Source organism: Vreelandella hamiltonii (assembly GCF_014651775.1).
GTDB lineage: Bacteria > Pseudomonadota > Gammaproteobacteria > Pseudomonadales > Halomonadaceae > Vreelandella > Vreelandella hamiltonii.
The window spans coordinates 1-23909 of sequence record NZ_BMXN01000018.1; the positions used below are offsets into that span (position 1 = coordinate 1).

26 protein-coding genes and 3 tRNA genes are annotated in these 23909 nt (G+C 60.6%); 18 read left to right on the top strand and 11 right to left on the bottom strand.

Going from position 1 to position 23909, the window contains the following annotated elements; all coding sequences use genetic code 11:
• Positions 1–325 precede the first annotated feature (325 nt).
• Entirely contained in the window at positions 326–1387 is a 1062-nt protein-coding gene (gene hisC, locus IE091_RS13610; RefSeq protein ID WP_016916055.1) for a histidinol-phosphate transaminase, read from the bottom strand.
• Between the two features lie 191 nt (positions 1388–1578).
• Here hisC and IE091_RS13615 point away from each other — a divergent pair, with 191 nt between their 5' ends.
• From IE091_RS13615 to mnmH, 4 genes are all read left to right on the top strand, one after another.
• Positions 1579–2028 carry a copper resistance protein NlpE N-terminal domain-containing protein gene (locus IE091_RS13615; RefSeq protein WP_026001970.1) on the top strand — a complete coding sequence of 150 codons (450 nt, stop codon included), beginning with the start codon at positions 1579–1581 and terminating at the stop codon, positions 2026–2028.
• 175 nt (positions 2029–2203) lie between these two features.
• Positions 2204–3577, top strand: coding sequence for a DNA repair protein RadA (gene radA, locus IE091_RS13620; protein ID WP_026001971.1), 1374 nt, complete (start codon positions 2204–2206; stop codon positions 3575–3577).
• A gap of 56 nt (positions 3578–3633) precedes the next feature.
• Positions 3634–4671 carry a selenide, water dikinase SelD gene (selD, locus tag IE091_RS13625; RefSeq protein WP_039182732.1) on the top strand — a complete coding sequence of 346 codons (1038 nt, stop codon included), beginning with the start codon at positions 3634–3636 and terminating at the stop codon, positions 4669–4671.
• Complete coding sequence (gene mnmH, locus IE091_RS13630; protein ID WP_189463886.1) at positions 4668–5756, top strand: tRNA 2-selenouridine(34) synthase MnmH; 1089 nt, start codon at positions 4668–4670, stop codon at positions 5754–5756. Before selD ends, mnmH begins: the two co-directional genes overlap by 4 nt.
• Before the next feature lie 16 nt (positions 5757–5772).
• On the opposite strand, the gene IE091_RS13635 is transcribed toward mnmH, so the two are convergent.
• Positions 5773–6465 carry a type 1 glutamine amidotransferase gene (locus IE091_RS13635; RefSeq protein WP_189463887.1) on the bottom strand — a complete coding sequence of 231 codons (693 nt, stop codon included), beginning with the start codon at positions 6463–6465 and terminating at the stop codon, positions 5773–5775.
• A gap of 155 nt (positions 6466–6620) precedes the next feature.
• On the opposite strand from IE091_RS13635, the gene IE091_RS13640 reads away from it, so the two are divergent.
• Complete coding sequence (locus IE091_RS13640; RefSeq protein ID WP_096921518.1) at positions 6621–7223, top strand: YjaG family protein; 603 nt, start codon at positions 6621–6623, stop codon at positions 7221–7223.
• A gap of 29 nt (positions 7224–7252) precedes the next feature.
• Here IE091_RS13640 and IE091_RS13645 read toward each other — a convergent pair whose 3' ends face one another.
• The 5 genes from IE091_RS13645 to hisB are packed head-to-tail and all read right to left on the bottom strand — an operon-like array spanning position 7253 to position 10584.
• On the bottom strand, positions 7253–7759 hold the full coding sequence (locus IE091_RS13645; RefSeq protein WP_039182746.1) for a hypothetical protein: 507 nt from the start codon (positions 7757–7759) through the stop codon (positions 7253–7255).
• 9 nt (positions 7760–7768) lie between these two features.
• Positions 7769–8542 (bottom strand): imidazole glycerol phosphate synthase subunit HisF, encoded by a 774-nt coding sequence (gene hisF, locus IE091_RS13650; RefSeq protein ID WP_039182749.1) that lies wholly within the window; start codon positions 8540–8542, stop codon positions 7769–7771.
• Positions 8539–9285 carry a 1-(5-phosphoribosyl)-5-[(5-phosphoribosylamino)methylideneamino]imidazole-4-carboxamide isomerase gene (hisA, locus tag IE091_RS13655; RefSeq protein ID WP_081136410.1) on the bottom strand — a complete coding sequence of 249 codons (747 nt, stop codon included), beginning with the start codon at positions 9283–9285 and terminating at the stop codon, positions 8539–8541. Before hisA ends, hisF begins: the two co-directional genes overlap by 4 nt.
• Before the next feature lie 11 nt (positions 9286–9296).
• A complete protein-coding gene (gene hisH, locus IE091_RS13660; RefSeq protein ID WP_016916063.1) occupies positions 9297–9938 on the bottom strand; it encodes an imidazole glycerol phosphate synthase subunit HisH in 642 nt (213 codons plus the stop codon).
• A gap of 52 nt (positions 9939–9990) precedes the next feature.
• Positions 9991–10584: an imidazoleglycerol-phosphate dehydratase HisB gene (hisB, locus tag IE091_RS13665; protein ID WP_096921516.1), complete on the bottom strand. Its 594-nt coding sequence runs from the start codon at positions 10582–10584 to the stop codon at positions 9991–9993.
• Positions 10585–10757: 173 nt separating this feature from the next.
• On the opposite strand from hisB, the gene IE091_RS13670 reads away from it, so the two are divergent.
• The 7 genes from IE091_RS13670 to IE091_RS13700 all read left to right on the top strand — a co-directional run bounded on the left by IE091_RS13670 (position 10758) and on the right by IE091_RS13700 (position 15546).
• A complete protein-coding gene (locus IE091_RS13670) occupies positions 10758–11240 on the top strand; it encodes an acetyl-CoA sensor PanZ family protein (RefSeq protein ID WP_096923338.1) in 483 nt (160 codons plus the stop codon).
• Complete coding sequence (locus IE091_RS13675) at positions 11240–13573, top strand: AsmA family protein (RefSeq protein ID WP_189463888.1); 2334 nt, start codon at positions 11240–11242, stop codon at positions 13571–13573. The genes IE091_RS13670 and IE091_RS13675 overlap by 1 nt, the downstream gene beginning before the upstream one ends.
• Before the next feature lie 96 nt (positions 13574–13669).
• Positions 13670–14767 carry an A/G-specific adenine glycosylase gene (mutY, locus tag IE091_RS13680; RefSeq protein ID WP_189463889.1) on the top strand — a complete coding sequence of 366 codons (1098 nt, stop codon included), beginning with the start codon at positions 13670–13672 and terminating at the stop codon, positions 14765–14767.
• A 44-nt stretch (positions 14768–14811) separates the two neighbouring features.
• Complete coding sequence (locus IE091_RS13685; protein WP_016916068.1) at positions 14812–15087, top strand: oxidative damage protection protein; 276 nt, start codon at positions 14812–14814, stop codon at positions 15085–15087.
• A 154-nt stretch (positions 15088–15241) separates the two neighbouring features.
• Positions 15242–15317: transfer RNA gene (locus tag IE091_RS13690), tRNA-Phe, on the top strand.
• A gap of 6 nt (positions 15318–15323) precedes the next feature.
• A tRNA-Gln gene (locus IE091_RS13695) sits at positions 15324–15398 on the top strand.
• A 72-nt stretch (positions 15399–15470) separates the two neighbouring features.
• Positions 15471–15546 (top strand) — tRNA-Thr (locus IE091_RS13700).
• A 208-nt stretch (positions 15547–15754) separates the two neighbouring features.
• Here the strand turns inward: IE091_RS13700 and IE091_RS13705 are convergent.
• Positions 15755–16462: a hypothetical protein gene (locus tag IE091_RS13705; RefSeq protein ID WP_189463890.1), complete on the bottom strand. Its 708-nt coding sequence runs from the start codon at positions 16460–16462 to the stop codon at positions 15755–15757.
• A 12-nt stretch (positions 16463–16474) separates the two neighbouring features.
• The gene (locus IE091_RS13710; RefSeq protein ID WP_229800842.1) at positions 16475–16675 is read right to left on the bottom strand and encodes a DNA adenine methylase; all 201 of its coding nucleotides are present in this window, start codon (positions 16673–16675) and stop codon (positions 16475–16477) included.
• Between the two features lie 6 nt (positions 16676–16681).
• Here IE091_RS13710 and IE091_RS13715 point away from each other — a divergent pair, with 6 nt between their 5' ends.
• The 5 genes from IE091_RS13715 to IE091_RS13735 all read left to right on the top strand — a co-directional run bounded on the left by IE091_RS13715 (position 16682) and on the right by IE091_RS13735 (position 19144).
• On the top strand, positions 16682–16897 hold the full coding sequence (locus IE091_RS13715) for a hypothetical protein (RefSeq protein ID WP_189463907.1): 216 nt from the start codon (positions 16682–16684) through the stop codon (positions 16895–16897).
• Between the two features lie 249 nt (positions 16898–17146).
• Complete coding sequence (locus tag IE091_RS13720) at positions 17147–17368, top strand: con-10 family general stress protein (RefSeq protein WP_039182913.1); 222 nt, start codon at positions 17147–17149, stop codon at positions 17366–17368.
• 145 nt (positions 17369–17513) lie between these two features.
• Positions 17514–17717, top strand: coding sequence for a hypothetical protein (locus IE091_RS13725; RefSeq protein WP_039182769.1), 204 nt, complete (start codon positions 17514–17516; stop codon positions 17715–17717).
• A 61-nt stretch (positions 17718–17778) separates the two neighbouring features.
• Positions 17779–18615, top strand: coding sequence for a manganese catalase family protein (locus tag IE091_RS13730; protein WP_096921512.1), 837 nt, complete (start codon positions 17779–17781; stop codon positions 18613–18615).
• A gap of 25 nt (positions 18616–18640) precedes the next feature.
• Positions 18641–19144 (top strand): ferritin-like domain-containing protein, encoded by a 504-nt coding sequence (locus tag IE091_RS13735; RefSeq protein WP_039182776.1) that lies wholly within the window; start codon positions 18641–18643, stop codon positions 19142–19144.
• Positions 19145–19261: 117 nt separating this feature from the next.
• Here IE091_RS13735 and IE091_RS13740 read toward each other — a convergent pair whose 3' ends face one another.
• Both IE091_RS13740 and IE091_RS13745 read right to left on the bottom strand, forming a co-directional pair.
• A complete protein-coding gene (locus IE091_RS13740) occupies positions 19262–21286 on the bottom strand; it encodes a CocE/NonD family hydrolase (RefSeq protein ID WP_096921511.1) in 2025 nt (674 codons plus the stop codon).
• 9 nt (positions 21287–21295) lie between these two features.
• A complete protein-coding gene (locus IE091_RS13745) occupies positions 21296–22588 on the bottom strand; it encodes an ATP-grasp domain-containing protein (protein ID WP_189463891.1) in 1293 nt (430 codons plus the stop codon).
• A gap of 504 nt (positions 22589–23092) precedes the next feature.
• Between IE091_RS13745 and IE091_RS13750 the strand changes: the two genes are divergently transcribed.
• Positions 23093–23896 carry a Crp/Fnr family transcriptional regulator gene (locus IE091_RS13750; protein WP_189463892.1) on the top strand — a complete coding sequence of 268 codons (804 nt, stop codon included), beginning with the start codon at positions 23093–23095 and terminating at the stop codon, positions 23894–23896.
• Positions 23897–23909: the final 13 nt, after the last annotated feature.

A 23909-nucleotide genomic window follows, 5' to 3' on the forward strand; every position in this document is an offset into this window, starting at 1 on the left:
AGCTAACGTGTACTAATGGCCCGTGAGGCTTGACCCTATAACACCCAAGGGGTCTGGTCGTGATGATAACGAAGAGTGTGAACGCACTCGCAACACCGGATACGCGGCAGTGAGCCCAAGTGCTTGCTGGCAAGAGACGCACACAATACACGTCAACGAATACTCAGCATGATATGCATTACCTGTTACGCCTGACGACCATAGCACGCGTGAATCATCGTCAGGCACTTATTAAGTAGAAAGCCCCGAGCACACTGTGTTCGGGGCTTTTTGCTGTGCGTTGCATACGTCGAAACACCCAGCTAAAGGCTGGGTGTGAGCATCGTCAGGCGCAGAGCGTTTCCATGGCTTCGATAAAGCTGTCCATTTCGTCGTCCGTGCCGATGGTAATGCGTAGAAAGTTGTTCAGCGCCTCGGTGTTGAAGTGCCTGACCAGAATGCCGCGCTCACGCAGGCCAGCGAAGAGCTGGGCGCCTTCATGGTGAGGGTGCTGGGCGAACAGGAAGTTGGCCTTGGAAGGCAATACCTCGAATCCAAGCCGCTCCAGGCGCTGGCGGGTGCGCTCCCGGGTGGCGATCACGTTATTGCGGCATGCGTCGAAGTGTTCGGTATCCTTCAGGGCTTCGATGCCCACCAGGCTGGCCAGGCTATCTACGGGGTAAGAGTTGAAGGAGTCCTTGACTCGCTGCAGGCCTTCGATCAGCTCGCTGGAGCCAATCGCATAGCCCAGCCTCAATCCTGCCAGGCTACGTGACTTGGAGAACGTGCCCGTGACCAGCAGGTTCGGGTAGCGGCTAATCAGCGACACGGCGCTGTCAGCGCCGAAATCCACGTACGCCTCATCCACCAGCACCACGCGGTCGGTGACTTTCTGCAGAAGCGCCTCGATGGCTTCCAGCGGGTGAGCATGGCCCGTGGGGGCGTTGGGGTTGGCAAAGATGACGCCGCTTCGCTCACTCGCGCTGGCCAACGCATCCATATCCACTTCCCACTGGGCATTCAAGGGATGCTTGCGCAGCTCTACGCCGTAAAGGTTGGCATATACCGGATAGAAACTGTAGGTGATGCTGGGTACATCGAGAGGTGCCCCTTGGCAAAAAAACGCCTGAAATGCGAAGGCCAGGACTTCATCGGAGCCGTTGCCCACGAAGGTTTCCGCGACGCTGACGCCGTAGCGGCTGGCCAGGGTTTCACGCAGCGCCAGTGAGGTAGGGTCGGGGTAGAGCCGTAAATGATCGGTAGGGTATTGGGCCAGCGCCTGGCTGACTCCAGGGGCCGGGGGGTAGGGGTTCTCGTTGGTGTTGAGCTTGATCACGCGCTCGCGGGGCTGCTCGCCGGGAATATACGGGGTAAGATCCCTGACGGCAGGGCTCCAGTATTGGCTCATGGGGGTAACCTGATTGTGCGGATGTGAATATCCCCATGGTCGCCTGATGGCCGCAAGAGCGCAAGCATTCCCATTGGCCGCGATTCGGCCCATACTTCTCCTGTGAAGGGGTGGGCGTCGCACCTTGTAGCGGTTATGCTGTCATAAGCGCGCGAAAGAAATGTATGTCCAACACCATAAGGAGACACGCAATGCAATTCAGGAGTTTGCTAGCCGGTTCGGCTATGTTGGCACTGCTGGCGGGCTGCGCAGCTGGCCCGACGGATCAGCGCGACGACGCAGGCATGAGCGCCTCACAGGCTAACTACCAGGGTACTCTGCCCTGCCGTAACTGTGACGGCATTGACCTGGATGTGACCATGCAGGGTGAAGAAATGGCCGCTCCGGAAGAGCGTACCTTTACCTTGAATGCGACTTACCGCAATCACCCCCAGACACCGCCCGATGAAAACTACGCCGGTAACTGGGAAGTGCTGACGGGTACGCCTGCCGACCCCGACGCGACGGTCTACGAACTGACACCGGACGGTGACGGCCAGATCTACTACTTCCAGCGGATCGACGAGCGTACGCTCGAGCTGATCGACCCGGAGCGTCGTCGCTTTGAAAACGGCGAGATGCTGCAACTGCGTCGCCAGTAATCGCTGAGCGCATCGCATCAAGGCGGCCATTGGCCGCCTTTTGTATGTCTGGCGGTGGTAAAACAGTAGCAATGACGGTCGTTACAACCGTCTTAACGACCGTCGCAACAACCGTTGTAACAACTGTTGCAACAACAGTGGCAAGTACAGTCATGCGAGACAGGAGCGGCTAGCGGTGGCAAAAGCAAAGAGCGCCTTTGTGTGTACCGAGTGTGGTGCCGAGTATCGCAAGTGGCAGGGGCAGTGCACCAGCTGTCAGGAGTGGAATACGCTCAGTGAGATCCGGTTGACCAGTGCGCGGCCTGGCAGCGGAACGACGGCGACCGGGCGCGCTGGCTATGCGGGCAACCTCTCGAAGGAAGTCGTGGACCTCAGTAACGTCGACCTCAGCGAAGTGCCACGGTTGACCTCCACCTTTGCCGAGTTCGACCGTGTGTTGGGAGGCGGCCTGGTACCGGGCTCGGCCGTGCTGCTGGGCGGGAACCCTGGGGCAGGCAAGTCGACGCTGCTGCTGCAAACGGCCTGCAAGCTGGCTCAGCAACGCCGCATCCTCTATGTGACCGGCGAGGAGTCGCTTTCCCAGGTCGCCATGCGAGCGCATCGGCTGCAGCTTCCCACCAACGGCTTGAAAATGTTGGCGGAAACCAGCGTCGAGACCATTCTGGCCGTTGCCGAGCGTGAAAAGCCCGAGATTCTGGTCATCGACTCCATTCAGACCATGCACCTGGAGGATATCAGCTCGGCGCCCGGCGGCGTGGCGCAGGTGCGCGAGTCTGCCGCAGCGCTGACCCGCTTTGCCAAGCAGACGAACACCGTCCTGCTGCTGGTGGGGCATGTCACCAAGGATGGCACCCTGGCAGGCCCCAAGGTGCTCGAGCACATGATCGATGCCTCGCTACTGCTGGAGGGCGGGGCGGACTCGCGTTTTCGCACCCTGCGTGGCCAGAAGAACCGCTTCGGCGCGGTGAACGAGCTGGGCGTGTTCGCCATGCTGGAGCAGGGCTTGAAGGAAGTGAAAAACCCCAGTGCCATCTTCCTGTCGCGCCAGGAAGAGCAGGCTCCCGGCAGCCTGGTGATGGTGGTATGGGAAGGCACGCGGCCGATACTGGTGGAAGTGCAGGCGCTGGTCGATGAGTCAGCCCTGGGGAACCCGCGCCGGGTCGCCGTCGGGGTCGATCAGAACCGCCTGGCCATGCTGCTGGCGGTATTGAACCGGCATGGTGGGCTGTTCACCGGTGACCAGGACGTGTTCTTGAACGTGGTGGGCGGGGTCAAGGTGCTGGAAACCAGTGCCGACCTGGCGGTGCTGCTGGCGGTAGTGTCGAGCCTGCAAAACCGTGCGCTGCCCAAGGAGCTGGTCGTGTTTGGCGAAGTGGGGCTTTCCGGCGAGATTCGCCCCGTGCCCAGCGGGCAGGAGCGTATTACCGAGGCGGCCAAGCATGGCTTCTTGCGCGCCATCGTGCCGCGCGCCAATGCGCCAAAGCAGTCGCCCAAGGGCATGGAGGTCATCCCCGTCGACAAGCTTAGCGATGCCCTTGAGGCATTGTGACATGGACTATGCTGGATAGCAGACGCCAGCCCCGAGCACAGCAAAGGAGAGTCACCATGAGTTCGATTCGATTGACCCAGTACAGCCATGGAGCAGGCTGCGGCTGCAAGATTGCCCCAGACGTGCTGGACGGTATTCTGGCCAAGGCGGGCCCCGCCGCAGGGCATCAGCGCCTGATCGTGGGCAACCAGGGGCGAGAAGACGCCGCGGTGTACGACCTGGGCGATGGGCGGGGTATGATTGCCACCACCGATTTCTTCATGCCCATCGTCGATGACCCCTTCGATTTTGGACGCATTGCGGCCACCAACGCCATCAGTGATGTCTACGCCATGGGCGGCACGCCGGTGATGGCGCTGGGCATTCTGGGCTGGCCACTCGACAAACTCGCGCCCGAAATAGCCGGAGACGTCGTGGCCGGAGCGCAGGCGGTATGCCGCGAGTTGGGCATTGCGCTGGCGGGCGGGCACTCCATCGATGCTCCAGAGCCGATCTTTGGCCTGGCCGTCAATGGCCTGGTGTCGCTTGACCAGCTAAAGCTCAATAGCCAGGCCAAGCCCGGTGACCTGCTGTATCTCACCAAGCCGTTGGGCGTGGGGCTGTTGACCACCGCTGAAAAGCGCGGCCTGCTGGAAGCAGGGCACCAGGGGCTTGCCCGTGAAACCATGCTCAAGCCCAACACCATTGGCGTTGCGCTGGCCGGTGTCAAAGGAGTGAACGCCATGACCGACGTGACCGGCTTCGGGTTGGCAGGCCATCTGGCGGAAATGTGCAGCGCCAGTGGCGTGAAGGCCCACGTGGACTTTCGCCGCTTGCCGCGCCTGGCCGAGGCCGAAGGCTACCGCCGTCAGGGAGCCGTTCCTGGTGGTACCCAGCGCAATCAGCAGGCGCTGGGCAGCGCCCTGCCCGCCATGGACGAAGCCCACTGGCAGTGGCTATGCGACCCGCAAACCTCGGGAGGTCTGCTGCTGAGTGTCGATCCCGCCTGGCAGGACGACGTGGAGCGCATTGGTCGCGAGCACGGCGTCACGCTGGAACCGTTTGGCGAGATGCAGCCTGCCAAGGGCAACGCCGTGATCCAGGTGGTCGGATGACGCTGCCCACGCTGCCTGCTTCTTTGGAGCTGGTGGCGCGTAATACGCCCTTGATCGATGTGCGTGCGCCGGTGGAGTTCGCCCAGGGCCGCCTGCCGGGAGCGGTGAACCTGCCGCTGATGGACGATGAAGAGCGCCGCCAGGTTGGCATTGCCTATAAACAGCAGGGCCAGCAGGCGGCGATTGCGCTGGGTGAACGGCTGGTCAGCGGTGCGGTGAAGCAGTCCCGAGTGCTGGCCTGGCAGGCTCACTTGGCGCGTTATCCGGATGCACTGATCTACTGCTACCGTGGCGGATTGCGCTCCCAAATCAGCCAGCAGTGGCTGGCCGAGGCGGGCCTGCTGCGGCCCCGCATCGAAGGTGGCTGGAAAGCCCTGCGGCAAAAGCTCTGCCAGCGCATCGACGAGGCCGCCCACCAGCCGCTGCTGGTGGTGTCTGGCCTGACGGGCTGCGCCAAGACGCCGTTGATCAACCAGTTGCCCAATGGCATCGACCTGGAGGCGTGCGCCCAACACAAGGGGTCCGCGTTTGGGCGTCAGCCGGAGGAGCCCGCCACGCAGATCGATTTTGAGCATGCGCTGGCCCAGCGGCTGATTGGCCAGCCGGGCAAGCTGGTGATGGAGGACGAGTCGCGGCAGATCGGCAATGCCAATATCCCGCTGCCGCTATGGCAGGCACTGCAACAAGCGCCGCGCATCCGCATTGAAATGCCGCTGGACTGGCGGTTGGATCAGCTGCGCCGGGACTATATCGAAGCGCTGGAGAGAGGCTATACGGCCCGCTTTGGCCCCGATGAGGGGCGTCAGCGCATGCAGCGACAGCTCGCAAGCGCCCTGGAACGGCTGGCCAAGCGGCTGGGGCATGCACGGCTACAGCGCTTGCAGCGGCTGCAGGCCATGGCGTTTCGTGCCCACGAGGCGGGCGACGTCCAGGCTCACGAGGCGTGGCTGGCCCCGCTGCTCACCGAGTATTACGACCCGCTCTATCGTTACCACCTGGAGAAACAGCAGAGCCACCGGCCGCCCGAACTGCACGTGGGGGACTGGGAAAGCTGCCTGGCCGCCGCTCGGCAGTGGAGTGCCTAGCGGCGGCCGATACGCATCAGAGGCTTTTGAGCCACTGGGTCATGACCCGGTCCAGCAGCGGCGCCAGACGCTGAAAGCGCTTGGGATCTGCCTGTATCTGATCGCCGGTTTGCAGGAAGCGCCCGGCGGAAGGGCTCCTGGCCGTGGGGAGCGCCTCGGCATTCAGCAAGGAAGCCGCGCTGGCCTGGGTCATTTCGAGATGGCATAGCAGCGCCACCACGCGACCAGCATCCCAACTGAACCCCTGGAGCGGCGCCGCCGCACTGCCGCCCAGGGGCAGCGCGCCGTCAGGCAGGCTAAATACCAGGCGATGCCACATGAAGGCATCGAACTGCTCGGGCAGGTCAAAGGTGCTCTCTGGCGCCAGGGTGACAGGGTGCCAGCCCGTTTCGGGGTAGGTGCCGGGGGCGATGACGGCGCTCAGGGCTTCGGCGATCCATAGCGCCCCCAGGCCAATGCCCATGACGGGTTTTTGGCCATCGAGGTAGCGGTGGATGAGCTTGCGCTCTGCCTTTTGCCAGGCGGGCGGGGCGCTGAACAGCGCGTCGGGGCCGCTCAGTACGATGAGCGCGTCGCACTCGCCAGGGCGCGGGGTCAGCTCCCCTGCGTATAGATGAAAAACGGTGTAACTATGGCCCATGCTCTCCAGCCAGTCTTGCAGGCGAGCGGGTCCATGGTCAGGGCCGTGCTGTAGCAGATGAATATGCATGGTAATCTCCTCGCCGGCCGCACACATCAAGCGCGGCGGAGCTTGTCCGCCGCGAGTGTGGGACGATAACGTATCGCGTCCACTTCACCAATACCGTTTATCAATACCGTTTCATCAATACCCTCTTCATCAACACAGTGACCCAGGACATCAGCATGGTGGCAAAACCCACAGGATTCTATCAGCGTCTGCAACTGCTGCCGCTGCCCGCCCAGCAAGCCTTCATGGCGGCCTTGTGCGAGCGGCTGCTACCCAACTACGCCCTCTACGAGCAAACCACGGGCCACGGTGATGGGCATACCCTGCGTACCGTGCTGAGCCTGGTGTGGGAGCGCTTGAGCGTGCCCAATGCCAGTATCGATTTTGCCCGTCAGGCGGAAAAGCTGGCGGAGTGCGAGCCACCGGCCAACGATGACAGTTTCGGGGCGCGCCGCGCGCTGGACGCCGTGGTCTCGATCTCGGCGCTGCTGGATACCTTGCAGGGTGAATCGCCGGAAGCGGTGCTGGACGTGAGCCGCACCTCCCGGGCAGGAGTGCGGGCATTCATCGAGCTGACCGAGGGAGAGGTGGATGCACAGGCGCTGGCGCTGATCATCCGCGACCACCCGCTGATGGCCGATGAAAACGACTTTCAGGATGCGGTGCTGGAAGCCGTCAGCGAGCCGCTCACCAAAGCGGTGTTAAAAGAGATTCGCTTGCTGGGGCGCAACAACGGCATCAGCAACCTGGGGCTTTCGCTGGAAGAGGGCGACAAGTAGCCGCCCTTGGGTCTTGCGAACGAACGGCCTTAAAAACGGACGCCCGCCGTGATCATCATGCCCGCCGTGCCGAACACGATCAGGTCCGACTCGACGCGCCCCCATTGAATGCCCACGCTGGGCAGCAGGGCGGGGGCGATTTCGTAGCGGTTGAAGGGAATCTTGTCGCGGAACTCATCCTTGTAGCCCCGCAGCAGCCCGCCGGTGAGCTTGGCGCGCACGTTGATGTTGTCGCCCAACTGCCCTAGCGGAAACTCCCGCCCAGCGTAGAAGTACCAGGTGGGCTGGTCGAAGGAGTTCTTGAACCAGGCGGCACCCGCCAGCCAGCGGTCAGGGTTGTGCAGCTCGACACTCACCAGATCCTGCTGGTTGGTGTGCTCCGGGTCGGGGCTGAAGTGCCGGGTCAACAGGCTGGTTTGCACCAGCGTGTGGTCCAGCTCGAAGGCCGGTGGCCAGTCAGGCATAGAAAAGGCCGAGGCAGATGCGCTCAGCCAAATCATTGCCAGGCCACCTAACCAGGTGCAGGCACGGGGCATGTCACTCTCCTAAAGGCGCATCTCGATGCCGCGCTCGGCCATGTAACGCTTGGCCTCGGGAATCGTGTGCTCGCCAAAATGGAAAATGCTGGCGGCCAATACCGCATCCGCACCGCCTTTCAATACGCCGTCCACCAGATGGTCCAGGTTGCCGACGCCGCCCGAGGCAATCACTGGCACGCTGACGGCCTCGGAAATGGCGTGGGTCACGCCCAGATCGAACCCGATTTTGGTGCCGTCGCGGTCCATGCTGGTCAGCAGTAGCTCGCCTGCGCCGAACTCGACCATTTTCTTGGCCCACTCGACGGCATCCAGGCCCGTCGGGCGGCGCCCACCGTGGGTGAAGATTTCCCAGCGGTCGGGTTCGCCCTGCTGAGAAACCTTCTTGGCGTCGATGGCCACCACGATGCACTGGCTGCCAAATCGGTCGGCGGCTTCCCGCACGAACTCCGGGTTGGTCACGGCGGCGGTGTTGATCGACACCTTGTCGGCGCCCGCGTTGAGCATGGTGCGAATATCGTCGCAGGTGCGAATACCACCCCCCACGGTCAGCGGGATGAACACCTCGCCAGCGATCCGCTCGACCATGTCCACGGTGGTGGCGCGGTCTTCGTGGCTGGCAGTGATGTCGAGGAAGGTGATTTCGTCGGCGCCTTGCTGGTTGTAGCGCTGGGCGATCTCCACCGGGTCACCGGCATCGCGGATACCGACGAAGTTCACGCCCTTCACCACGCGCCCGGCATCGACATCCAGGCAGGGAATAATGCGCTTGGCCAGGCTCATGCACGGCCTCCGCTCAGCTCGTCGCTCAGGCGCTGGGCCTCGGCGACATCCAGGCTGCCTTCGTAGATGGCGCGTCCGGTAATCGCCCCCAGAATGCCGCTGTCGGCCACGTCGCACAGCGCGCGAATGTCATCCAGGTTGGTGACGCCGCCCGAGGCGATCACCGGCAGGCCGCCTTCGCGGGCCAGCGCCGCGGTGGCTTCCACGTTCACGCCCTGCATCATGCCGTCGCGGGCGATGTCGGTGTAGACGATGCTGGAGACGCCATCGTTGGCGAAGCGCTTGGCAAGCTCGGTGGCCTTCACGGTGGACACCTCGGCCCAGCCGTCGGTGGCCACGAAGCCATCCTTGGCATCCAGGCCCACGATGATGTGGCCCGGGAAGGCGCGGCACATTTCACCGACGAATTCCGGCTCCTTGACCGCCTTGGTACCGATGATCACGTAAGAGACCCCGGCGTTCAGGTAGTGCTCGATGGTGTCCGCCGAGCGGATGCCACCGCCGATCTGAATGGGCAGGTTCGGGTAGGCGCGGGCAATGGCCGTCACCGCGTCGCCATTGACCGGTTTGCCTTCGAAAGCGCCGTTCAGGTCCACCAGATGCAAGCGACGCGCACCGGCGTCTACCCAGCGCGCGGCCATGGCCACCGGGTCGTCGCCGTAGGAAGTGGCTTCGTCCATGCGGCCCTGCTTCAAGCGCACACACTGGCCGTCTTTGAGATCAATCGCGGGAATTACCAACATAGTGAAACCTCTCAGGGCGTCCAGGTGACAAAATTTTCCAGCAGGCGAAGGCCTGCGCGGGAGCTTTTTTCCGGGTGAAACTGCACCGCGAAGGTGGCATCGCGGCCAATCGCCACGTGGGCGCTGACGCGACCGTAGTCCGTCGTGCCGAATACCTGGGCATCGTCGGCGGCATTCACGTAGTAACTGTGCACGAAATAGAAGTGTTCGCGGTCATCGATGCCGGCCCACAGCGGGTGATCATGATGCTGGGCGACCAGGTTCCAGCCCATGTGCGGCACTTTCAAACGCTGCTCCTGGGCATCGCGCATGTCCGCCGGGAAGCGGTCGACGCTGCCCTGGAAGAAGCCCAGGCAGTCCACGCCGCCATTCTCTTCGCTGCGCTCCATCAGCATTTGCTGACCCACGCAGATACCCAGCAGCGGCTTGGCCTGGCGGGTCAGAATCTCCTCCACCAGCCCGCGCAGCTCGGTACGCTCCAACTCGCCCACGCAGTCGCGGATGGCCCCCTGGCCAGGTAGCACCACGCGGGTCGCGCCCAGAATGCGCCGGGGGTCACGGGTAATGATCACGTTCTCATGGGTGACGTGTTCGAGCGCCTTGGCGACCGAGTGCAGGTTGCCCATTCCATAATCGATCACGGCAATGGTCATGAAGCGCTCCTTGTCGAGGTCATCGAGCGATGGCTGATCGCTGCGTTAGGCATTACAGGCACCCTTTGGTGGAGGGCATCTGCCCGGCCATGCGGGGGTCTTCCGACACGGCCATGCGCAGGGCGCGGCCAAAGGCCTTGAAGATGGTTTCTGCCTGGTGGTGGGCGTTGAAGCCCTTGATGTTGTCGATGTGCAGCGTCACCCGGGCATGGTTCACGAAGCCCTGGAAGAACTCCCAGAACAGCTGGGTGTCCATGCTGCCGATGGTATCGCGGGTAAATTCCACGTTCATGAAGAGGCCGGGACGCCCGGAGAAATCGATGACCACCCGTGAGAGCGCTTCGTCCAGCGGCACGTAGGCGTGGCCGTAACGGTAGATGCCGCGCTTGTCGCCAATCGCCTCATGAAAGGCCTGGCCCAGGGTGATGCCCAGGTCTTCGACGGTGTGGTGGTCGTCGATATGCAGGTCGCCCTTGGCGTCGATATCGAGGTCGACCATTCCGTGCCGAGCCACTTGGTCAAGCATATGGTCCAAAAACGGAACGCCCGTGTGGCAGCGAAGACGGCCTTCACCATCAAGGTTGACGCTGACCGTGATCTGCGTTTCGTTGGTGTCACGGCTAACCGTGGCAATACGCGCTGACATGTTGCATCTCCTGCGCCGAGGCGCACTCTGAGGAATAATCGGCGGGCGGCGGCTGCGGCCAAAACAAGCATTATAGAGAATCGGCCCCCCCATCCGCTACAATGCGTGAAATGTCGCCGCCCATTGCGGCGCTCAAACAGCAGCCTGGCTGCATTGGCAACGAGGATTTCACCATGCCGGTGACACTGCAATACGTCGACCAGGCCCGATGGGACGCCGATGAGCAAGTGCGTATCGACCTCGTGCGTATCTATGAAGACGCACCGCAAGAGCGCATGCCACCCCCCAGGGTCTTGCCCTTCATAGAGCAGCATTTACAAGGGCAGCATGTGTTTGCCTGCGCCCTGTTCAACGACCGCCTGCTGGGAGCCGTGGCGGTGCAGGAGGGCGATGACCGCGCCTGGTGGCTATCCGAGCTGTGCGTGCGCAAGACCACGCGGCGGCGCGGCGTGGGCTCACGGCTGATGGCGCTGATGGGCGAGCAGGCCAAGGAAGAGGGCCGTGTACTGCGTATTGCCACCACCACGCTGCCGCTGGCCGACCGCGTGCTGCTATCCAAATTGGGCTATCGGCCCATCGCCGATGCCGAGCCAACGGAACCGGGCCTCCCGGCCACCAGTGATTTTGTAGAGCTAGACCCTCAAGGGAAAGGTTAATGAAACAGCTACTCCGTATTTTACTGGCGGCCATCGGCATTCTTGCCATTGCCGCCGTCGCTGCCGTGGTCTACGTCACCACCTTTCTGGACCCGGAAGACTTCAAGCCCCGGCTGACCGCCGTGGTGGAAGAGCAGACAGGGCTCAATCTGGCGCTGGAAGGCCCGATCAGCTGGTCGTTCTACCCGCGTATCGGTGTCAGCGTCGAGCAGGCCCGTGCCTGGCTGCCCGAACAGTCGGTGGACGAGTCTGCTTTCGCGGCGATCGACCGGGCCGAGGTGAGCGTGGCCTTCGCGCCGCTGCTACGGGGTGAAATCGCCGTGGATGGCCTGACGCTCGACGGCATGCGCCTGAACCTGGTGAAAAACGCCGAAGGCGAGGGCAACTGGGAGCCGCTGCTGGAGCGCCTCTCCGAACACAGCAACGAGTCCGCCGAAACCGTGCTGGCACCGGCAAGCGCAGGCCCCAATGCCGATGCGGGCAACCTCTCGGTGGTGCTGAACATCGCCAGCGTAGAAGTCAAAGGGGCGGATATTCGCTACCGCGATGAACAGAGCCAGGCCCTGTGGCGGGTACAGCCGCTGAACATTTCGGGTACCAACGTCAACCCGGTGCGCTCCTTCCCGCTCAAGGCCATGTTCACGCTCTCCCGGCACAACCGCCTGGATGCCGAAGTGCTGGAGCGCACGCCGGACATGACCAGCGAGGTCAACCTGGAAACTCGCCTGCGCCTTGGCTTGCAGGATGAGCAGATCACTCTGGAGAATACCCAGCTCACCACGCAGACCCGCCCTGGCGCCAACAGCGAGCCCCAGCAGCTCAGCCTGAAAGCGGCTGAAATCGTGGCGCGCATGGGCGAGCAGCAGCTCAGCATTCGGCAGGGCGTGCTGGATGCCGGCCTGCGCCATGCCGACAACTGGCAGGGAAGCCTGGCCCTTTCGCTGGCGTTCGGCCTGGAAGGCGACCTGGCCGCTCAGACTGCCCAGTTGAAGGACCTGCAACTGACCGGGCCGGATGGCCTGCGGGTCAGCGGCCACCTCAACCTCGAACAGCTGCTGGAAGCACCTCAGTACAGCGGCCAGCTCACCGCAGCCCCCTTTACCCTGCGGCCCTGGATCTCGCGCACTGGCGCAACGCTCAATACCACCAGCGAAGCGGCGCTGAGCGACGTGGCCCTGACCAGCCCGGTCGAAGGTGATCTCTCGCGCATCGCCTTGCCACGCCTCTCGTTGGTCATCGATGACAGCACCTTTACCGGCGACGTGAGTGCTGCTCTGGATGGCAGCCAATTGAGTTTCAACCTGGACGGTGACCAGCTCAACCTGGACCACTACCTGCCGCGGCCTGCCGCCCCCGAGCAAGCCAGCCGAGGCCTGCTGCGCAGCGCCTTTGCCCAGCCCGAAGAAGCCCTGCTGCCCCAGGAGTGGCTCAGCGGCCTGACCCTGCAGGGGGATCTCAGCGTCGGCGAGCTGCAGCTGGCGGGCATGACCTTCAACGATACCCAGCTGGCGCTGCGCGGTGACGAGGGCAGCCATCGCCTGACCGGCTTCGAATCGCGTTTCTATGGCGGCGAGCTCAGCGCCACCGGCGCGCTGGACGCCACCGACAGCGTGATGACCTGGCAATTCGCGCCGCGCATCAGCAATGTGCAAGTGGCCCCGTTGATCGAAACCTTCAGTGACGAAGAGGCCCCGCTGCGCGGCCGCTTCAATCTGGAAGGCAGCTTGACGACCCAGGGCAACAGCCGTCAGGTGCTGCTCAGCAACCTCAACGGCGAGCTGGATGCCCGGCTGAACGAAGGCGCTATCCTGCGTACCAATATCTCCCGTGAAATGTGCGAGCTGGCGGCGCTGCTGGAAGGCCAGGGCACCACCCGTGAGTGGCATCCCGATACGCGCTTCGAGCGCTTCGACGCCACGTTCCAGGTACGCAACGGCGTCGTGCACAGCGATGACTTGTCGATCACCCTGCCGGGTATCGAAGTGCAAGGCGAAGGCGAACTCAACCTGACCTCTCAGGACTTCATGACGCTGGCCAATGCACGCCTTGTCGATACCGCCGACGCCGCCTGCCAGGTGAACCCGCGCCTGGAGCAGCTGCCGCTGCCCATCCGCTGTGAAGGCCACCTGGGGGATGATAAAGCCGAATGGTGCCGCTTCGATCGCACCGCGTTCCAGGCCAGCGTGGTAGATTTGCTGCGCACTGAAGCGGGCGGCCGTCTGGAAGAAGAGCTCGAAGAGCGCCTGGGCACCACCATCGAACGCATCGACGAGCGCCTGGGCGAGGGCGCGGGCCAGGAGCTGCGCGAAGGTATTCGCCGCCTGTTCAATTGATACGCCTGCCTCCCTATAGAGAAGGAGGCACCACCCCCTGCATGCGCCGGCCTTACCGCCGGCGCTTTTTTCATGGCAAGCACTTCAGGAGTGACCATGGCCGAGATGCCTACGCCGTGCCTGGCGGCCGATGAGTTTCAACACCGTCTACTGCGCTGGTTCGACCACTATGGCCGCCACGACCTGCCCTGGCAGTCACCCCGCAGCGCCTACCGCGTCTGGGTGTCGGAAATCATGCTGCAGCAAACCCAGGTGGCCACGGTAATCCCCTACTTCGAACGTTTCATGCAGCGCTTCCCCACGCTGGAGGCCCTGGCCTGCGCCCCCCAGGATGAAGTGCTGCACCTCTGGACAGGGCTGGGCTACTACGCCCGCGCCCGCAACCTGCACAAGGCGGCCCAGCTGGCGCTGGCCGAGCATGGCGGCGAGCTGCCCACCCAGAGCGTCGATACGCTGATGACGCTGCCCGGCATCGGCCGTTCCACTGCCGGGGCGATCATTGCCCAAAGCACCGGCCAGCAGGCCGCCATTCTGGATGGCAACGTCAAGCGTTCGCTGACACGGCTGCACGCCGTGGCGGGCTGGCCCGGCCAGCCTGCGGTAGAGCGCTCCCTGTGGGCGCTGGCCGAGTACTTCACCCCCACCACGCGGTTGGCCGACTACACCCAGGCGGTGATGGATTTTGGCGCCACGCTGTGCAAACGCAGCAAGCCTGATTGCCCCATCTGCCCGTTCAATGACATATGCCGCGCCTACGCCCAGGGCGAACCGCAGCGCTTCCCGGAATCGAAGCCCAAAAAAGTTACCCCCACCCGTGAAACCCTCATGCTGATGCTGCAGGACCCCCAGGGGCGCGTGTGGCTGGAACAACGCCCGCCCAGCGGCCTGTGGGGCGGGCTCTGGAGCCTGCCGCAGTTCGAGCGCCACGGCGAGCTGAACCACTGGCTGGAGGATAACGTCGTCGCCGCCCGGCGCCTGGCGCCGCTGCCCGCCTTTACGCATACCTTCAGCCACTTCAAGCTTTTGATCAACCCGCAGCCGGTGAGCTGTGAACGGCTCACCGGAGTGCGCGAAAATGGCCTATGGTATGACGTTCACCAGCCACCTGCGTTAGGCTTGGCGGCACCCGTCAAATCGCTGCTGAGCCAGCTGGCGCCGTTTGACCTAGACCCGGCACCGGGGCCAGCGCGCTGACCACTGGCACGATTTTCATTAGGCATCCGCCCAGGAGCTATTCCATGAGCAACACCGTTTTTTGCCGCAAGTACCAAAAAGAGCTGCCCGCGCTACCTTTCCCGCCGCTGCCCGGCAAGCAGGGCCAGGAAATACAGGCCACGGTGTCACAGCCCGCCTGGCAAGAGTGGCAGGCCCTGCAAACCCGCCTGATCAATGAAAAGCACTTGAACATGCTCGACCCCGAAGCACGCGCCTATCTGATGGAGCAGATGGAACGCTTCCTGGACAACGAAGCCACCGACCAGGCCGAAGGGTACGTGCCCCCCAGCCAGGCATAAGCCCCCGTCAGGGTTCCGCCGTTACCCGCAAAGGGCGCAGGCGTGGCCGTGGCTCACGCGGCCCAATGTGCCCTAAGCATGTGACGAGAAAGAAAGTTTCACAAAGGTGTTGACGAAAACAGAAGCTTTTGGTTTAATACGCACCGTTGGCAAGGGCCAGATAGCTCAGTTGGTAGAGCAGGGGATTGAAAATCCCCGTGTCGGCGGTTCGATTCCGTCTCTGGCCACCACAACGTTGGGGTATCGCCAAGTGGTAAGGCACCGGTTTTTGGTATCGGCATTCCCAGGTTCGAATCCTGGTACCCCAGCCATTGCCAACAAGATTTCTTGTTGATTGGCTAGCTTAACGGCAACTCAATCAAATTCTCAAGAAAACGCGACGCGCCGACATAGCTCAGTTGGTAGAGCAACTGACTTGTAATCAGTAGGTCCCGGGTTCGACTCCTGGTGTCGGCACCACTAAAAGTGGTTCAAAAGCAAAGCGTTAGAGAACATGATCAAGCCGCCCTTCGGGGCGGCTTTTTCGTATGTGTCTACAGCTGTAGACACTGCCAAGGGGTTGAGCTTGTTGTAAGCGAGCGCCAGCTTTGGCACTACTTAGCGGCGCAGTTGGCACCGCTCAGCACTTAGCATAATTCGTAATTTTGCACCCAATTTGGCACAGCTTTTAACCAAAAAGTTCTGACCACTTCGATATCAAGTTGTTCTCGTCAACCTCATTCAAAATCTTTTGCCCGCCTGGCCAGACAACTGCAATATCGCAGACGCTAGAAACTGATAAGCTGGTTCTGGCTACCTGTTGCATAGTCTCAACTATCAACCTCATGTTTTGAGCTAGTGCTTCACTTATATCTACATTATCCCCAGGCAATTGCATTTTTTCGTTCAACAAGGCGTCTAATTCAACTGCTTCATCAAAGGTGAAGTCGCTTGGGGGGAAGCATTTTGCTCGATATGATTCAAGGCCAACCAGATTTTCTTGGTTCAAGGATGGGTGGTAAGCAGCCATTTTTAAAACAGTCCCAGGGCCTTCAGGGGCTGGAGATGAGTAACTGGCAAGCCAGCCTGTAGTCTGTAACGCTCTGGCAGATACACTCGACTCTGGGTGGGATCGCGAAAAGCTATTTCTAGCATCATGTATAGCTGAAAGGACTTGATCCATATAGCATATCTTTGCCGTCTGTAGGTGCTCCTTGACTGGGGTAAGCAGCTCAACCAATCCGCATCCCGTTACGACGCCGAAAGGCGTGTGAACTATTTTATCTGCTTGCTGATGGACTGGGTGCATATCCCCAGCCGAGTCGATGCATACCTCTGCTTTATCGGCAGCAATCAGGCCTACCTTTCCCATGTGAATTGCTACTAGAAGAGTCACATTATCGCCCCTTTAAAATAGTCCCGCCGGTTCAGCCTCAACATCCCAACTAAAGATCAGCACCTCCTTGGCATCTGACCCTTTCCTGCCGCCGACGGTGTAGCGGATGTCGGTGGTTTCGATGTGGTAGTCCGCGAAGATCCGGCGGATGTCTGGGTGGTCGTTGAGGCTGATGATGGCCTTGCCTTTCAGCTTGGCCAGCATGTTCGCCATGTGCTCATGCTGCGTTTCTATGCCAAAGAGTACCTCATCTTCATCCACATTCCAGCAGGGCTGGCCGATATAGAGCAGCCGCGTCGCTCGATGCATCGGCTAGGTGCGGCTAGCGGCTCCACCTCACGCAGCCCTTTCAGTCTCGATGGCATGGGGATGGGGGGCATGATGATAGGCGCCCATCGCACAGCATTTGTCGGTAATCTTTCCTACCTGAGTTAATCGGTTTGATGCGTTGCTCCTTTTGTTTGCCGTCTTTGTATCTTTTTTAAGTCTTGTGATTAATGTTTGTTTTGTTCTTTCTCTTTAATGCATATTCCAACACCCAATCATAAACATTAAACGTTCATGATTGTCGTTCTCTTTCCTTGATATGCCCTCGGCGTTCACTAACCTCAAAGGGCTCGAGCGATAAATCGAGCGCTCTCAATCAATGAGTTTTGCCGATTACATGCAATAAGGAGATTGATCATGGCGAATAATCGCAACGATGGCGGAATGAGTCGCGAAGAGGCAGGACAGAAAGGCGGTGAGGCGACTTCCCGCAACCACGGTAAAGAGTTTTACGAAGAGATTGGCCAGAAAGGCGGCCAGAACAGCGGTGGCAATTTTGCCAACGACCCTGAACGTGCCTCGGAAGCAGGCAAGAAGGGCGGCGAAAATAGCCATGGCGGTGGTGGCAACCAGCGCTGACCGCATCGGGCTCGGCCACGCCAGGCGTGGTGTTGATGCCCGTCCAGGAGCGCCAATGTGCCGTTGGCGCTCTCTTTGATCCCGTTGGTTGAACGGGCTCGAAGCCACGGATACCGGTATGCACTCACGACTCAAGGAGAGATGGATGAATAGTCCCGTGAATGACAAGAACTTCGACATGGTGAGCACGCTTTATCATGCGTCCAAAGGTGTTCAGCTGTGTTCGCAGTTCTCGGAAGATGCCAAACAGCACTCGGACGACGAAGCGCAGCAGTTTTTCGACCGAGTGGCCAAGAGCTATGAGGACATTGCCGAGCAGGCACGGAAGCAACTGAAACAGAAGCTTTGAGTGACTGGCCAGGGGAGTGCCCCCTGGCCATCACCTCGGCTATCAAGGAGGAGATCGCGCTATGTTCCACCATTCCAGCAAGCTTCAGTATCCCGTGAAAGTGGATAAGCCCAACCCCGAGTTCGCCATGTTGCTGCAACAGGCCATTGGCGGCATCGAAGGGGAGATTCGCGTGGCCATGCAGTATTTTTTTCAGGCCATGGGCGCGCGGGGCGATGATCGAATTCGAGACATGCTGATGTCTACGGCGACGGAAGAGCTGTCGCATATCGAGATGCTGGGTCATGCCGTCGCCTTGAACCTGGAGGGCGCGCCCGTGGCCTACCAGGAAGCCACGGCTCAGGATCCGGTGATGAACGCCATTCTGGGGGGCGCCAACCCCCGCCACCTGCTTTCGTCGGGGCTGTCGGCCATGCCGGTGAACGCCAACGGCGTGCCTTTCGACATGAGCCATGTATACGCCACCGGCAATATTGCCGCCGACATGCTGGCCAATGCCACCGCCGAAGCGGGTGGCCGCGTGCTGGCCTCGCGGCTATACAACTGGACCGACGACCACGGCATGAAGGATTTTCTGTCGTTCCTGATTGCCCGGGATACCTACCACCAGCAGCAGTGGCTGGCGGTCATCGAAGAGCTGGGCGGCTTAGAGAAGCAGTTGCCGATCCCCAACGCGACGCCTCAGGACCATGAGGCCATGCAGCACTCCTACTACTACCTCAATACCCTGCTGGACAAGGAAGCGCCCCAGGGCCGCTGGGCAGAAGGTCCTTCGCTGGATGGCCGCAGTGAATTCAGCGTGCGCAACCAGCCATCACCGGAAGGGCAGGAGCCGAGCCTGGGCGGGGCCAAAGAGAAGTCTGGCGCCCAGAAAGAGCAAATCGACCCGAACAAGTAGGCTTGTGACACAAGGAGAGGACACCATGGAAGCTCACTATCTGGAAAACTGGCTGCGCGATGCCCACGCCATGGAAAAGCAGGCTGAGGATATGTTGAAGTCACAGGCGAAACGTCTGGAACATTACCCTGAGCTGCGCGCCAGAATCGACCAGCACCTGCATGAAACCGAGCATCAGGCCGAGAAGCTGGAGCGGGTCATGCATGACCTGGGCATCGACACTTCGGCCATGAAAGACCTGGGCGGCAAGCTCTCTGCCTTTGGCCAGGCGCTGGGTGGCATGATGGCGGGTGACGAAGTCGTGAAAGGCGGCATTGCCAGCTACGCCTTCGAGTGCTTTGAAATTGCCAGCTATCGCGCGCTGATAGCGGCCGCCGAAAAGGCCAATCAGCCTCAAGTGGTACAAGTCTGCCAGGAAATCCTGCAGGAAGAGCAGGCCATGGCCGACTGGTTGAGCCAGCATCTTGATGACACCACCCAGGCCTTTTTGGCTCGGGCTGAAAATGATGACCTGAAAGCGAAGAGATAGCGCGGCCTAGCCCAGCCCTGCTATGCCCGCTTCCCCGGCCTTTGGCCGGGGTTTTTTTGTGGTTGGCCCGCCAGAAAAGCGGGCCGAGCGTCAGAAGATTACAGCCAGTACCGAAGATTACAGATGGTCCCGAGGAATCCTCGACGACCAGTTCTTGGAAAACACGCGATACGACTGCTCGTAGGCATCCAGCTGGGCGTGGACGATAAAGTGCGTGTCGGTGCAGCTCAGCACCGTGCGGGTATACACCTCGGTATCCCAATCGCCTCGTTTGAAGTGGCTTTCGGTGAGGGTTTCTCCCCGAGCCGAGGTGAAATCATCCGTCACCGTGCTGTAGTACTCCCGCGCACAGCGGTGTACCTCGGTGCCCGTGTCGTCGATGCAAAAGCGCCCCTGATCGTTGATGACTTCCAGGGTCGAGCGCTTGGTGGCCAGGTCACGGTGCAGCAGCCAATTGTGCTGGCTGGGGGCCAGCGGCGTCGTGGCCAATGGGGGCGCTTGCTCGGGTGGGCCAAAGGGCTGCGCGGGCTCGTGGTCGGGGGCGTGCCGTACCGGCAGGTGCAGCGCGCACTGGTCGTAAATGATATCCACCTGAGCAGGCCGAGGAGAGAGCCATGCCAGCGGCCAGTAAGAGGTAGAGAGCGAGACCCTCAACTGATGGCCAGCAGGGAAGCGCTGGGCAATGCCGTTCATGGGAATGCTCACCCGGTAAGCTTCGCCTGGGGTCAACAGGCTGGGATGAGCATCGCTGTCGCGGTGGGTCAGGTTCAATAGCCCGTAGGTAACGCGGGTGGCCTTGCCGTCCGGGGCCACGTCGGAAAGGCGAACGGCCAGCATGGCCTGGGGCTGGTCGCTGGTCACCGTGAGGGTCACGCTGGGGATGCCGACGATGTCTAGCGGCTCGGAGAGCGGGCCGCTGCTGAAAATCAGCGACCCGCCATCTTCTTCACGCTGGTCGCCGGGCAGGTCGGGCGTGGCGGCGTAGGAGCACCACTTGCCTGCTGCCATGCCCACGCTGATGGGCGACTGCAAGCCCTGGCGTGGCGGCGAGGCCTCCTCGGCAGGAGGCACCGTGGTCAAGCGATAGGGCTGCAGGTAGTAGCGCGTAGGTTGAATGCGCGGAGAGGGCCATTGCGGTTCGCTTACCCAGCGCCCTGGGCGATGGCAATAACGGTTGTCGGGGGGCACGCTGTCCTGCTGCCACACCTGCAGCATGGGGTCGTCCATGATGCCGTTCTGCTTGTCCTTCAGCCAGTAATCCCACCAGCGCAAGGCTTCCTGCAGAAAGCCAATGGCCGGGCCGGGGATGCCCTGATGAGGGTACTTGTGGCCCCAGGGCCCTATCAGGCCCTTGCGCGGTACGTCGAGGTGCTCCATGAGGCGAAGCACGGTATTGGTAAAGCCGTCGGCCCATCCGCCTACCGCGTAGACCGGGCAGCGTATGGCATCGTAGCGTTCTCCCACCGAGCTTGCCGTCCAGTAGTCGTCGCGGCGCTGGTGGCGCAGCCACTGGTCGATCCAGAGGCCGCTGTGCTCCATGCGCTCGAACCACATTTCCCGCCAGCGCTCACCGACGATCTCTGGGTCGGGCGGCAGGGCGTTGAAGGCCAGCATGACGGTGGCTTCCGACAGGTTGTCGCCCAGCAGGCAGCCGCCCATGTAGTGCATGTTATCGGCGTACAAATCATCGCTGGAGCAGAGGCTGATGACGGCTTTCAAGGCCGGTGGCTGGCGGGCCGCCACTTGCAGGCTGTTGAAGCCGCCCCACGAAATGCCCATCATGCCGACCTGGCCGCTGCACCAGGGCTGCTCGGCCAGCCAGGCAATCGCCTCCACGGCGTCCTGCTGCTCCTGCTGGGTGTACTCATCGGTGAGCACGCCATCCGAGTCACCGCTACCCCGCATGTCGATGCGAATACAGGCATAACCATGGCCCGCCATGTACGGGTGATTGCCGGCATCCCGCCCGCGGGTCACGTCGCGCTTGCGGTAAGGGATGTACTCCATGATGGCAGGAAACGGCGTGTCATCTGGCGTCTCGGGCAGCCACAGCTTGGCAGCCAAGCGCTGGCCATCGCGCAGGGGAATAAAGACGTTTTCGATGTGGCGAACGGGGTAGGGAAAGTCGCGGACGATATCCATGGGGTCTCCTTATCGGCGGATCGGTTCGATCTCGAAATTGAGAAAGTCCAGGCAGTATTGATAGCGCTCCTCTATTTCTTCATGGGTCGTGCCGGTGAGATGCAGCGTGCCCAGGCGATAGCAGAAGCTGTCCTGGTGCATCAGCTGGCTGAGCTGCTGGCCGGGGGCGACATCGATGAGCACCTCCGTGTGGGGTAGGCGGGCCTGCAGCTCGGCAATCTCGGCAGGGCTGGGGATGCGTTTGACCACGCCATCCTCGTGGGGGTATGGAATGAAGCATTTGGCCGCCACGGGCGCGACGCCCTGGCGGCTGAGCAGGGAGGGGCGTTGGCCCAGCGCAATGTCCACGGCGATCTCGTGATTGGACATGCCGTCCACCAGCACGAAAATATCGCTATGGGACTGCGAAATGCGGGTGTTGAACTCGATCAGCCAGAGCTGCTGGCGAGCCTCGTCCCACATGAACTCGGCATTGAAGCAGCCATTGTTGTAACCGATGTGGGCCAGAAAGCGCTTGGCGGTATCTACCATCTTGTGATGCACGTGCTCGGGCAAATGGCTGGGATATTCCAGTCGGTCGAACAGAGACGCCGAGTGCTCTGCCTTGGGCTGAGCAATGATGCCGTGCACATTGAACTCGCCCTGGAAGACAGACCCCTCCGGCGCGGCCTGGACACCGCTGATCAGCGACTCCGCGATGCACGCATTGCCTCCCAGGTGGGCGATGTCATCGGGCAGCTCGGCGTAGGCCAGCGCTTCGTTGAAGGCGTCGCCCAACTGACGAATGCCCTGACGAATCTCGCCGATGGCATGGTGAAAGTCCGCCTCGTTCTCGATCTTGAAGCCCAAGTGAGAAGAAAAGGCCTTGACCGGCTTGAGCCAGAACGGAAAGGGCAGGGTGACCTGTGCCAGCGGGTCTTCAGCGAACGGGTCGAGGCCGCAAAAATCGGGCACCACCTCAGGAATGACGTGTTGCTGCTCGATGCGGCTCCACAGCTTGTGCTCGCACTTCAAGACGCTGGTGAGCGAAGGAGAGGGGATTTGATACTGCTGGCACAGCAGGGGCACCATGACGCTGGTGGGGAAGTCCCATTGGGCAATGATGGCATCAATGGTGCCGGGAAATGCCGAGAGCTGTTTTTCGACTCGTTTCAATAACTGGTTGAATGAGACATTGGGTGCCTCGACCGCGCTTTCGACGGTCAATAGTCCATGCAGTTCCAGAGACTTTCTATCTCTTAATGTTTGTAGTGCTTTTTGTTGCTTTTCTTCCAGAGCGATAATAAAGACATTGCGTTTCATGGCCTGCTCCATCAGGTAACGTTAGGCGTGAGATCCTTGTCGCCGTGATGAAGATTATGAAATGAAAAGTTTATTGGCTAGTCTATTATAAGTCGTCAGTTTTAAAATTAATGTATGTGGCAGAGGTGCGTTAAAGCTACAGGAGTGAATGTTTTTGGATGTTGCTGCAATGTTGCTGAAAGAGGGGGTGTTTTGTTGATGGTTTTATGTCGAGTGTTTTAGTGGGCCGTTTTCACAAAGAAAGTTCTGATGGTTTGATGCCGATATTGGGCAGGTTCAATGTAGTGTTATGTTATTAAGGTTTTTTAGGGTTTGCGTGTTTTTCTTAACAAATGTTAATCATGATGGGTTTCCTGGCGTTTGATAGCGCAAACTATGAAAGTTTCTTGTTTGTATGTTTATAGTTGTCTATATTTTTGTCGCGTTATCTTCCTTTTAGTGTATAGAAATTATAAACAATTCCGGGTGAGTATAGCATTTGTCTAACTACAAAGGAGTGTAGAGATGAATAAGGTTACTGCAGAAGAGTATAATCTAGTGGAAGATAGAAGTCGCAATGGTTTGCCGGGCCCCCTGGGGGCCGAGGGTGGTTGTATAAGTATTGGTGAAGTGTTGGGGCTGTACGGTGAGCTGGGGGCAGAGTCACTGGAAGCCTTGACCAATGTTCGACAAAAACCTGTCGAGCTGAAGAGAAACCAGAAAGTCTTTTCGCTATGCGAGGGGCGTGCCGATATCTTCGTGGTGAAAGAGGGCTGGGCAAGTCTATCCCATGCCACTTCTACACGTGGGCAAGATATTTGTAACGTCTTCATGCCGGGCGATATTATCGGAATGCGAGAAAGCTTTTTTGAAAGTCACGATATCGTGATTCTCTCGCTGACACATTGCAAGTTGGAAAAAGTATCGGTAGATGATTTGCATGCGTTGTTTAAAACCAGCGACGAAATTCGCAAGGCCATTACCTCGTATGTCATGGTCAACGACAATATTACCATCGAGCGTTTGCGAAGTTGTACGCATCATCGGTCAGAAGAGCGAGTGGCGCACTTCTTGTTGGAAGTCTATGCGCGATTCAATTTCAAAGGCCTGCTGAACAGCAACGTATTCTCCTTTCCGGTGACCCAGGACATCGTAGGAGAGCTTCTGGGCATGACCAGCGTGCACGTCAGCCGCTGCATGACCGCGTTGGAGCAGAAGAAGCTGATCCGCAAGACGCGTAGCAGCATCAAGCTGCTGCAGCCGGAAGAGATGGCGCGTAATACGGGCTTCGACCGGGATTTCATCTACGGCCATATATGCCTGGGTTAGCGCACGTCCCTCG

Bases quoted from the DNA above. Each gene is read 5' to 3' on its own strand.
- IE091_RS13715 (WP_189463907.1), top strand. From the start codon at position 16,682: ATGCTGCGTTTCTATGCCAAAGAGTACCTCATCTTCATCCACATTCCA.
- IE091_RS13685 (WP_016916068.1), top strand. From the start codon at position 14,812: ATGAGCAACACCGTTTTTTGCCGCAAGTACCAAAAAGAGCTGCCCGCG.
- mutY (WP_189463889.1), top strand. From the start codon at position 13,670: ATGGCCGAGATGCCTACGCCGTGCCTGGCGGCCGATGAGTTTCAACAC.
- hisB (WP_096921516.1), bottom strand. From the start codon at position 10,584: ATGTCAGCGCGTATTGCCACGGTTAGCCGTGACACCAACGAAACGCAG.
- IE091_RS13720 (WP_039182913.1), top strand. From the start codon at position 17,147: ATGGCGAATAATCGCAACGATGGCGGAATGAGTCGCGAAGAGGCAGGA.
- IE091_RS13615 (WP_026001970.1), top strand. From the start codon at position 1,579: ATGCAATTCAGGAGTTTGCTAGCCGGTTCGGCTATGTTGGCACTGCTG.
- selD (WP_039182732.1), top strand. From the start codon at position 3,634: ATGAGTTCGATTCGATTGACCCAGTACAGCCATGGAGCAGGCTGCGGC.
- hisC (WP_016916055.1), bottom strand. From the start codon at position 1,387: ATGAGCCAATACTGGAGCCCTGCCGTCAGGGATCTTACCCCGTATATT.
- IE091_RS13645 (WP_039182746.1), bottom strand. From the start codon at position 7,759: ATGCCCCGTGCCTGCACCTGGTTAGGTGGCCTGGCAATGATTTGGCTG.
- IE091_RS13740 (WP_096921511.1), bottom strand. From the start codon at position 21,286: ATGGATATCGTCCGCGACTTTCCCTACCCCGTTCGCCACATCGAAAAC.
- hisF (WP_039182749.1), bottom strand. From the start codon at position 8,542: ATGAGCCTGGCCAAGCGCATTATTCCCTGCCTGGATGTCGATGCCGGG.
- IE091_RS13675 (WP_189463888.1), top strand. From the start codon at position 11,240: ATGAAACAGCTACTCCGTATTTTACTGGCGGCCATCGGCATTCTTGCC.
- hisH (WP_016916063.1), bottom strand. From the start codon at position 9,938: ATGACCATTGCCGTGATCGATTATGGAATGGGCAACCTGCACTCGGTC.
- hisA (WP_081136410.1), bottom strand. From the start codon at position 9,285: ATGTTGGTAATTCCCGCGATTGATCTCAAAGACGGCCAGTGTGTGCGC.
- IE091_RS13735 (WP_039182776.1), top strand. From the start codon at position 18,641: ATGGAAGCTCACTATCTGGAAAACTGGCTGCGCGATGCCCACGCCATG.
- mnmH (WP_189463886.1), top strand. From the start codon at position 4,668: ATGACGCTGCCCACGCTGCCTGCTTCTTTGGAGCTGGTGGCGCGTAAT.
- IE091_RS13670 (WP_096923338.1), top strand. From the start codon at position 10,758: ATGCCGGTGACACTGCAATACGTCGACCAGGCCCGATGGGACGCCGAT.
- IE091_RS13640 (WP_096921518.1), top strand. From the start codon at position 6,621: ATGGTGGCAAAACCCACAGGATTCTATCAGCGTCTGCAACTGCTGCCG.
- IE091_RS13725 (WP_039182769.1), top strand. From the start codon at position 17,514: ATGAATAGTCCCGTGAATGACAAGAACTTCGACATGGTGAGCACGCTT.
- IE091_RS13745 (WP_189463891.1), bottom strand. From the start codon at position 22,588: ATGAAACGCAATGTCTTTATTATCGCTCTGGAAGAAAAGCAACAAAAA.
- IE091_RS13750 (WP_189463892.1), top strand. From the start codon at position 23,093: ATGAATAAGGTTACTGCAGAAGAGTATAATCTAGTGGAAGATAGAAGT.
- IE091_RS13635 (WP_189463887.1), bottom strand. From the start codon at position 6,465: ATGCATATTCATCTGCTACAGCACGGCCCTGACCATGGACCCGCTCGC.
- IE091_RS13710 (WP_229800842.1), bottom strand. From the start codon at position 16,675: ATGGCGAACATGCTGGCCAAGCTGAAAGGCAAGGCCATCATCAGCCTC.
- IE091_RS13730 (WP_096921512.1), top strand. From the start codon at position 17,779: ATGTTCCACCATTCCAGCAAGCTTCAGTATCCCGTGAAAGTGGATAAG.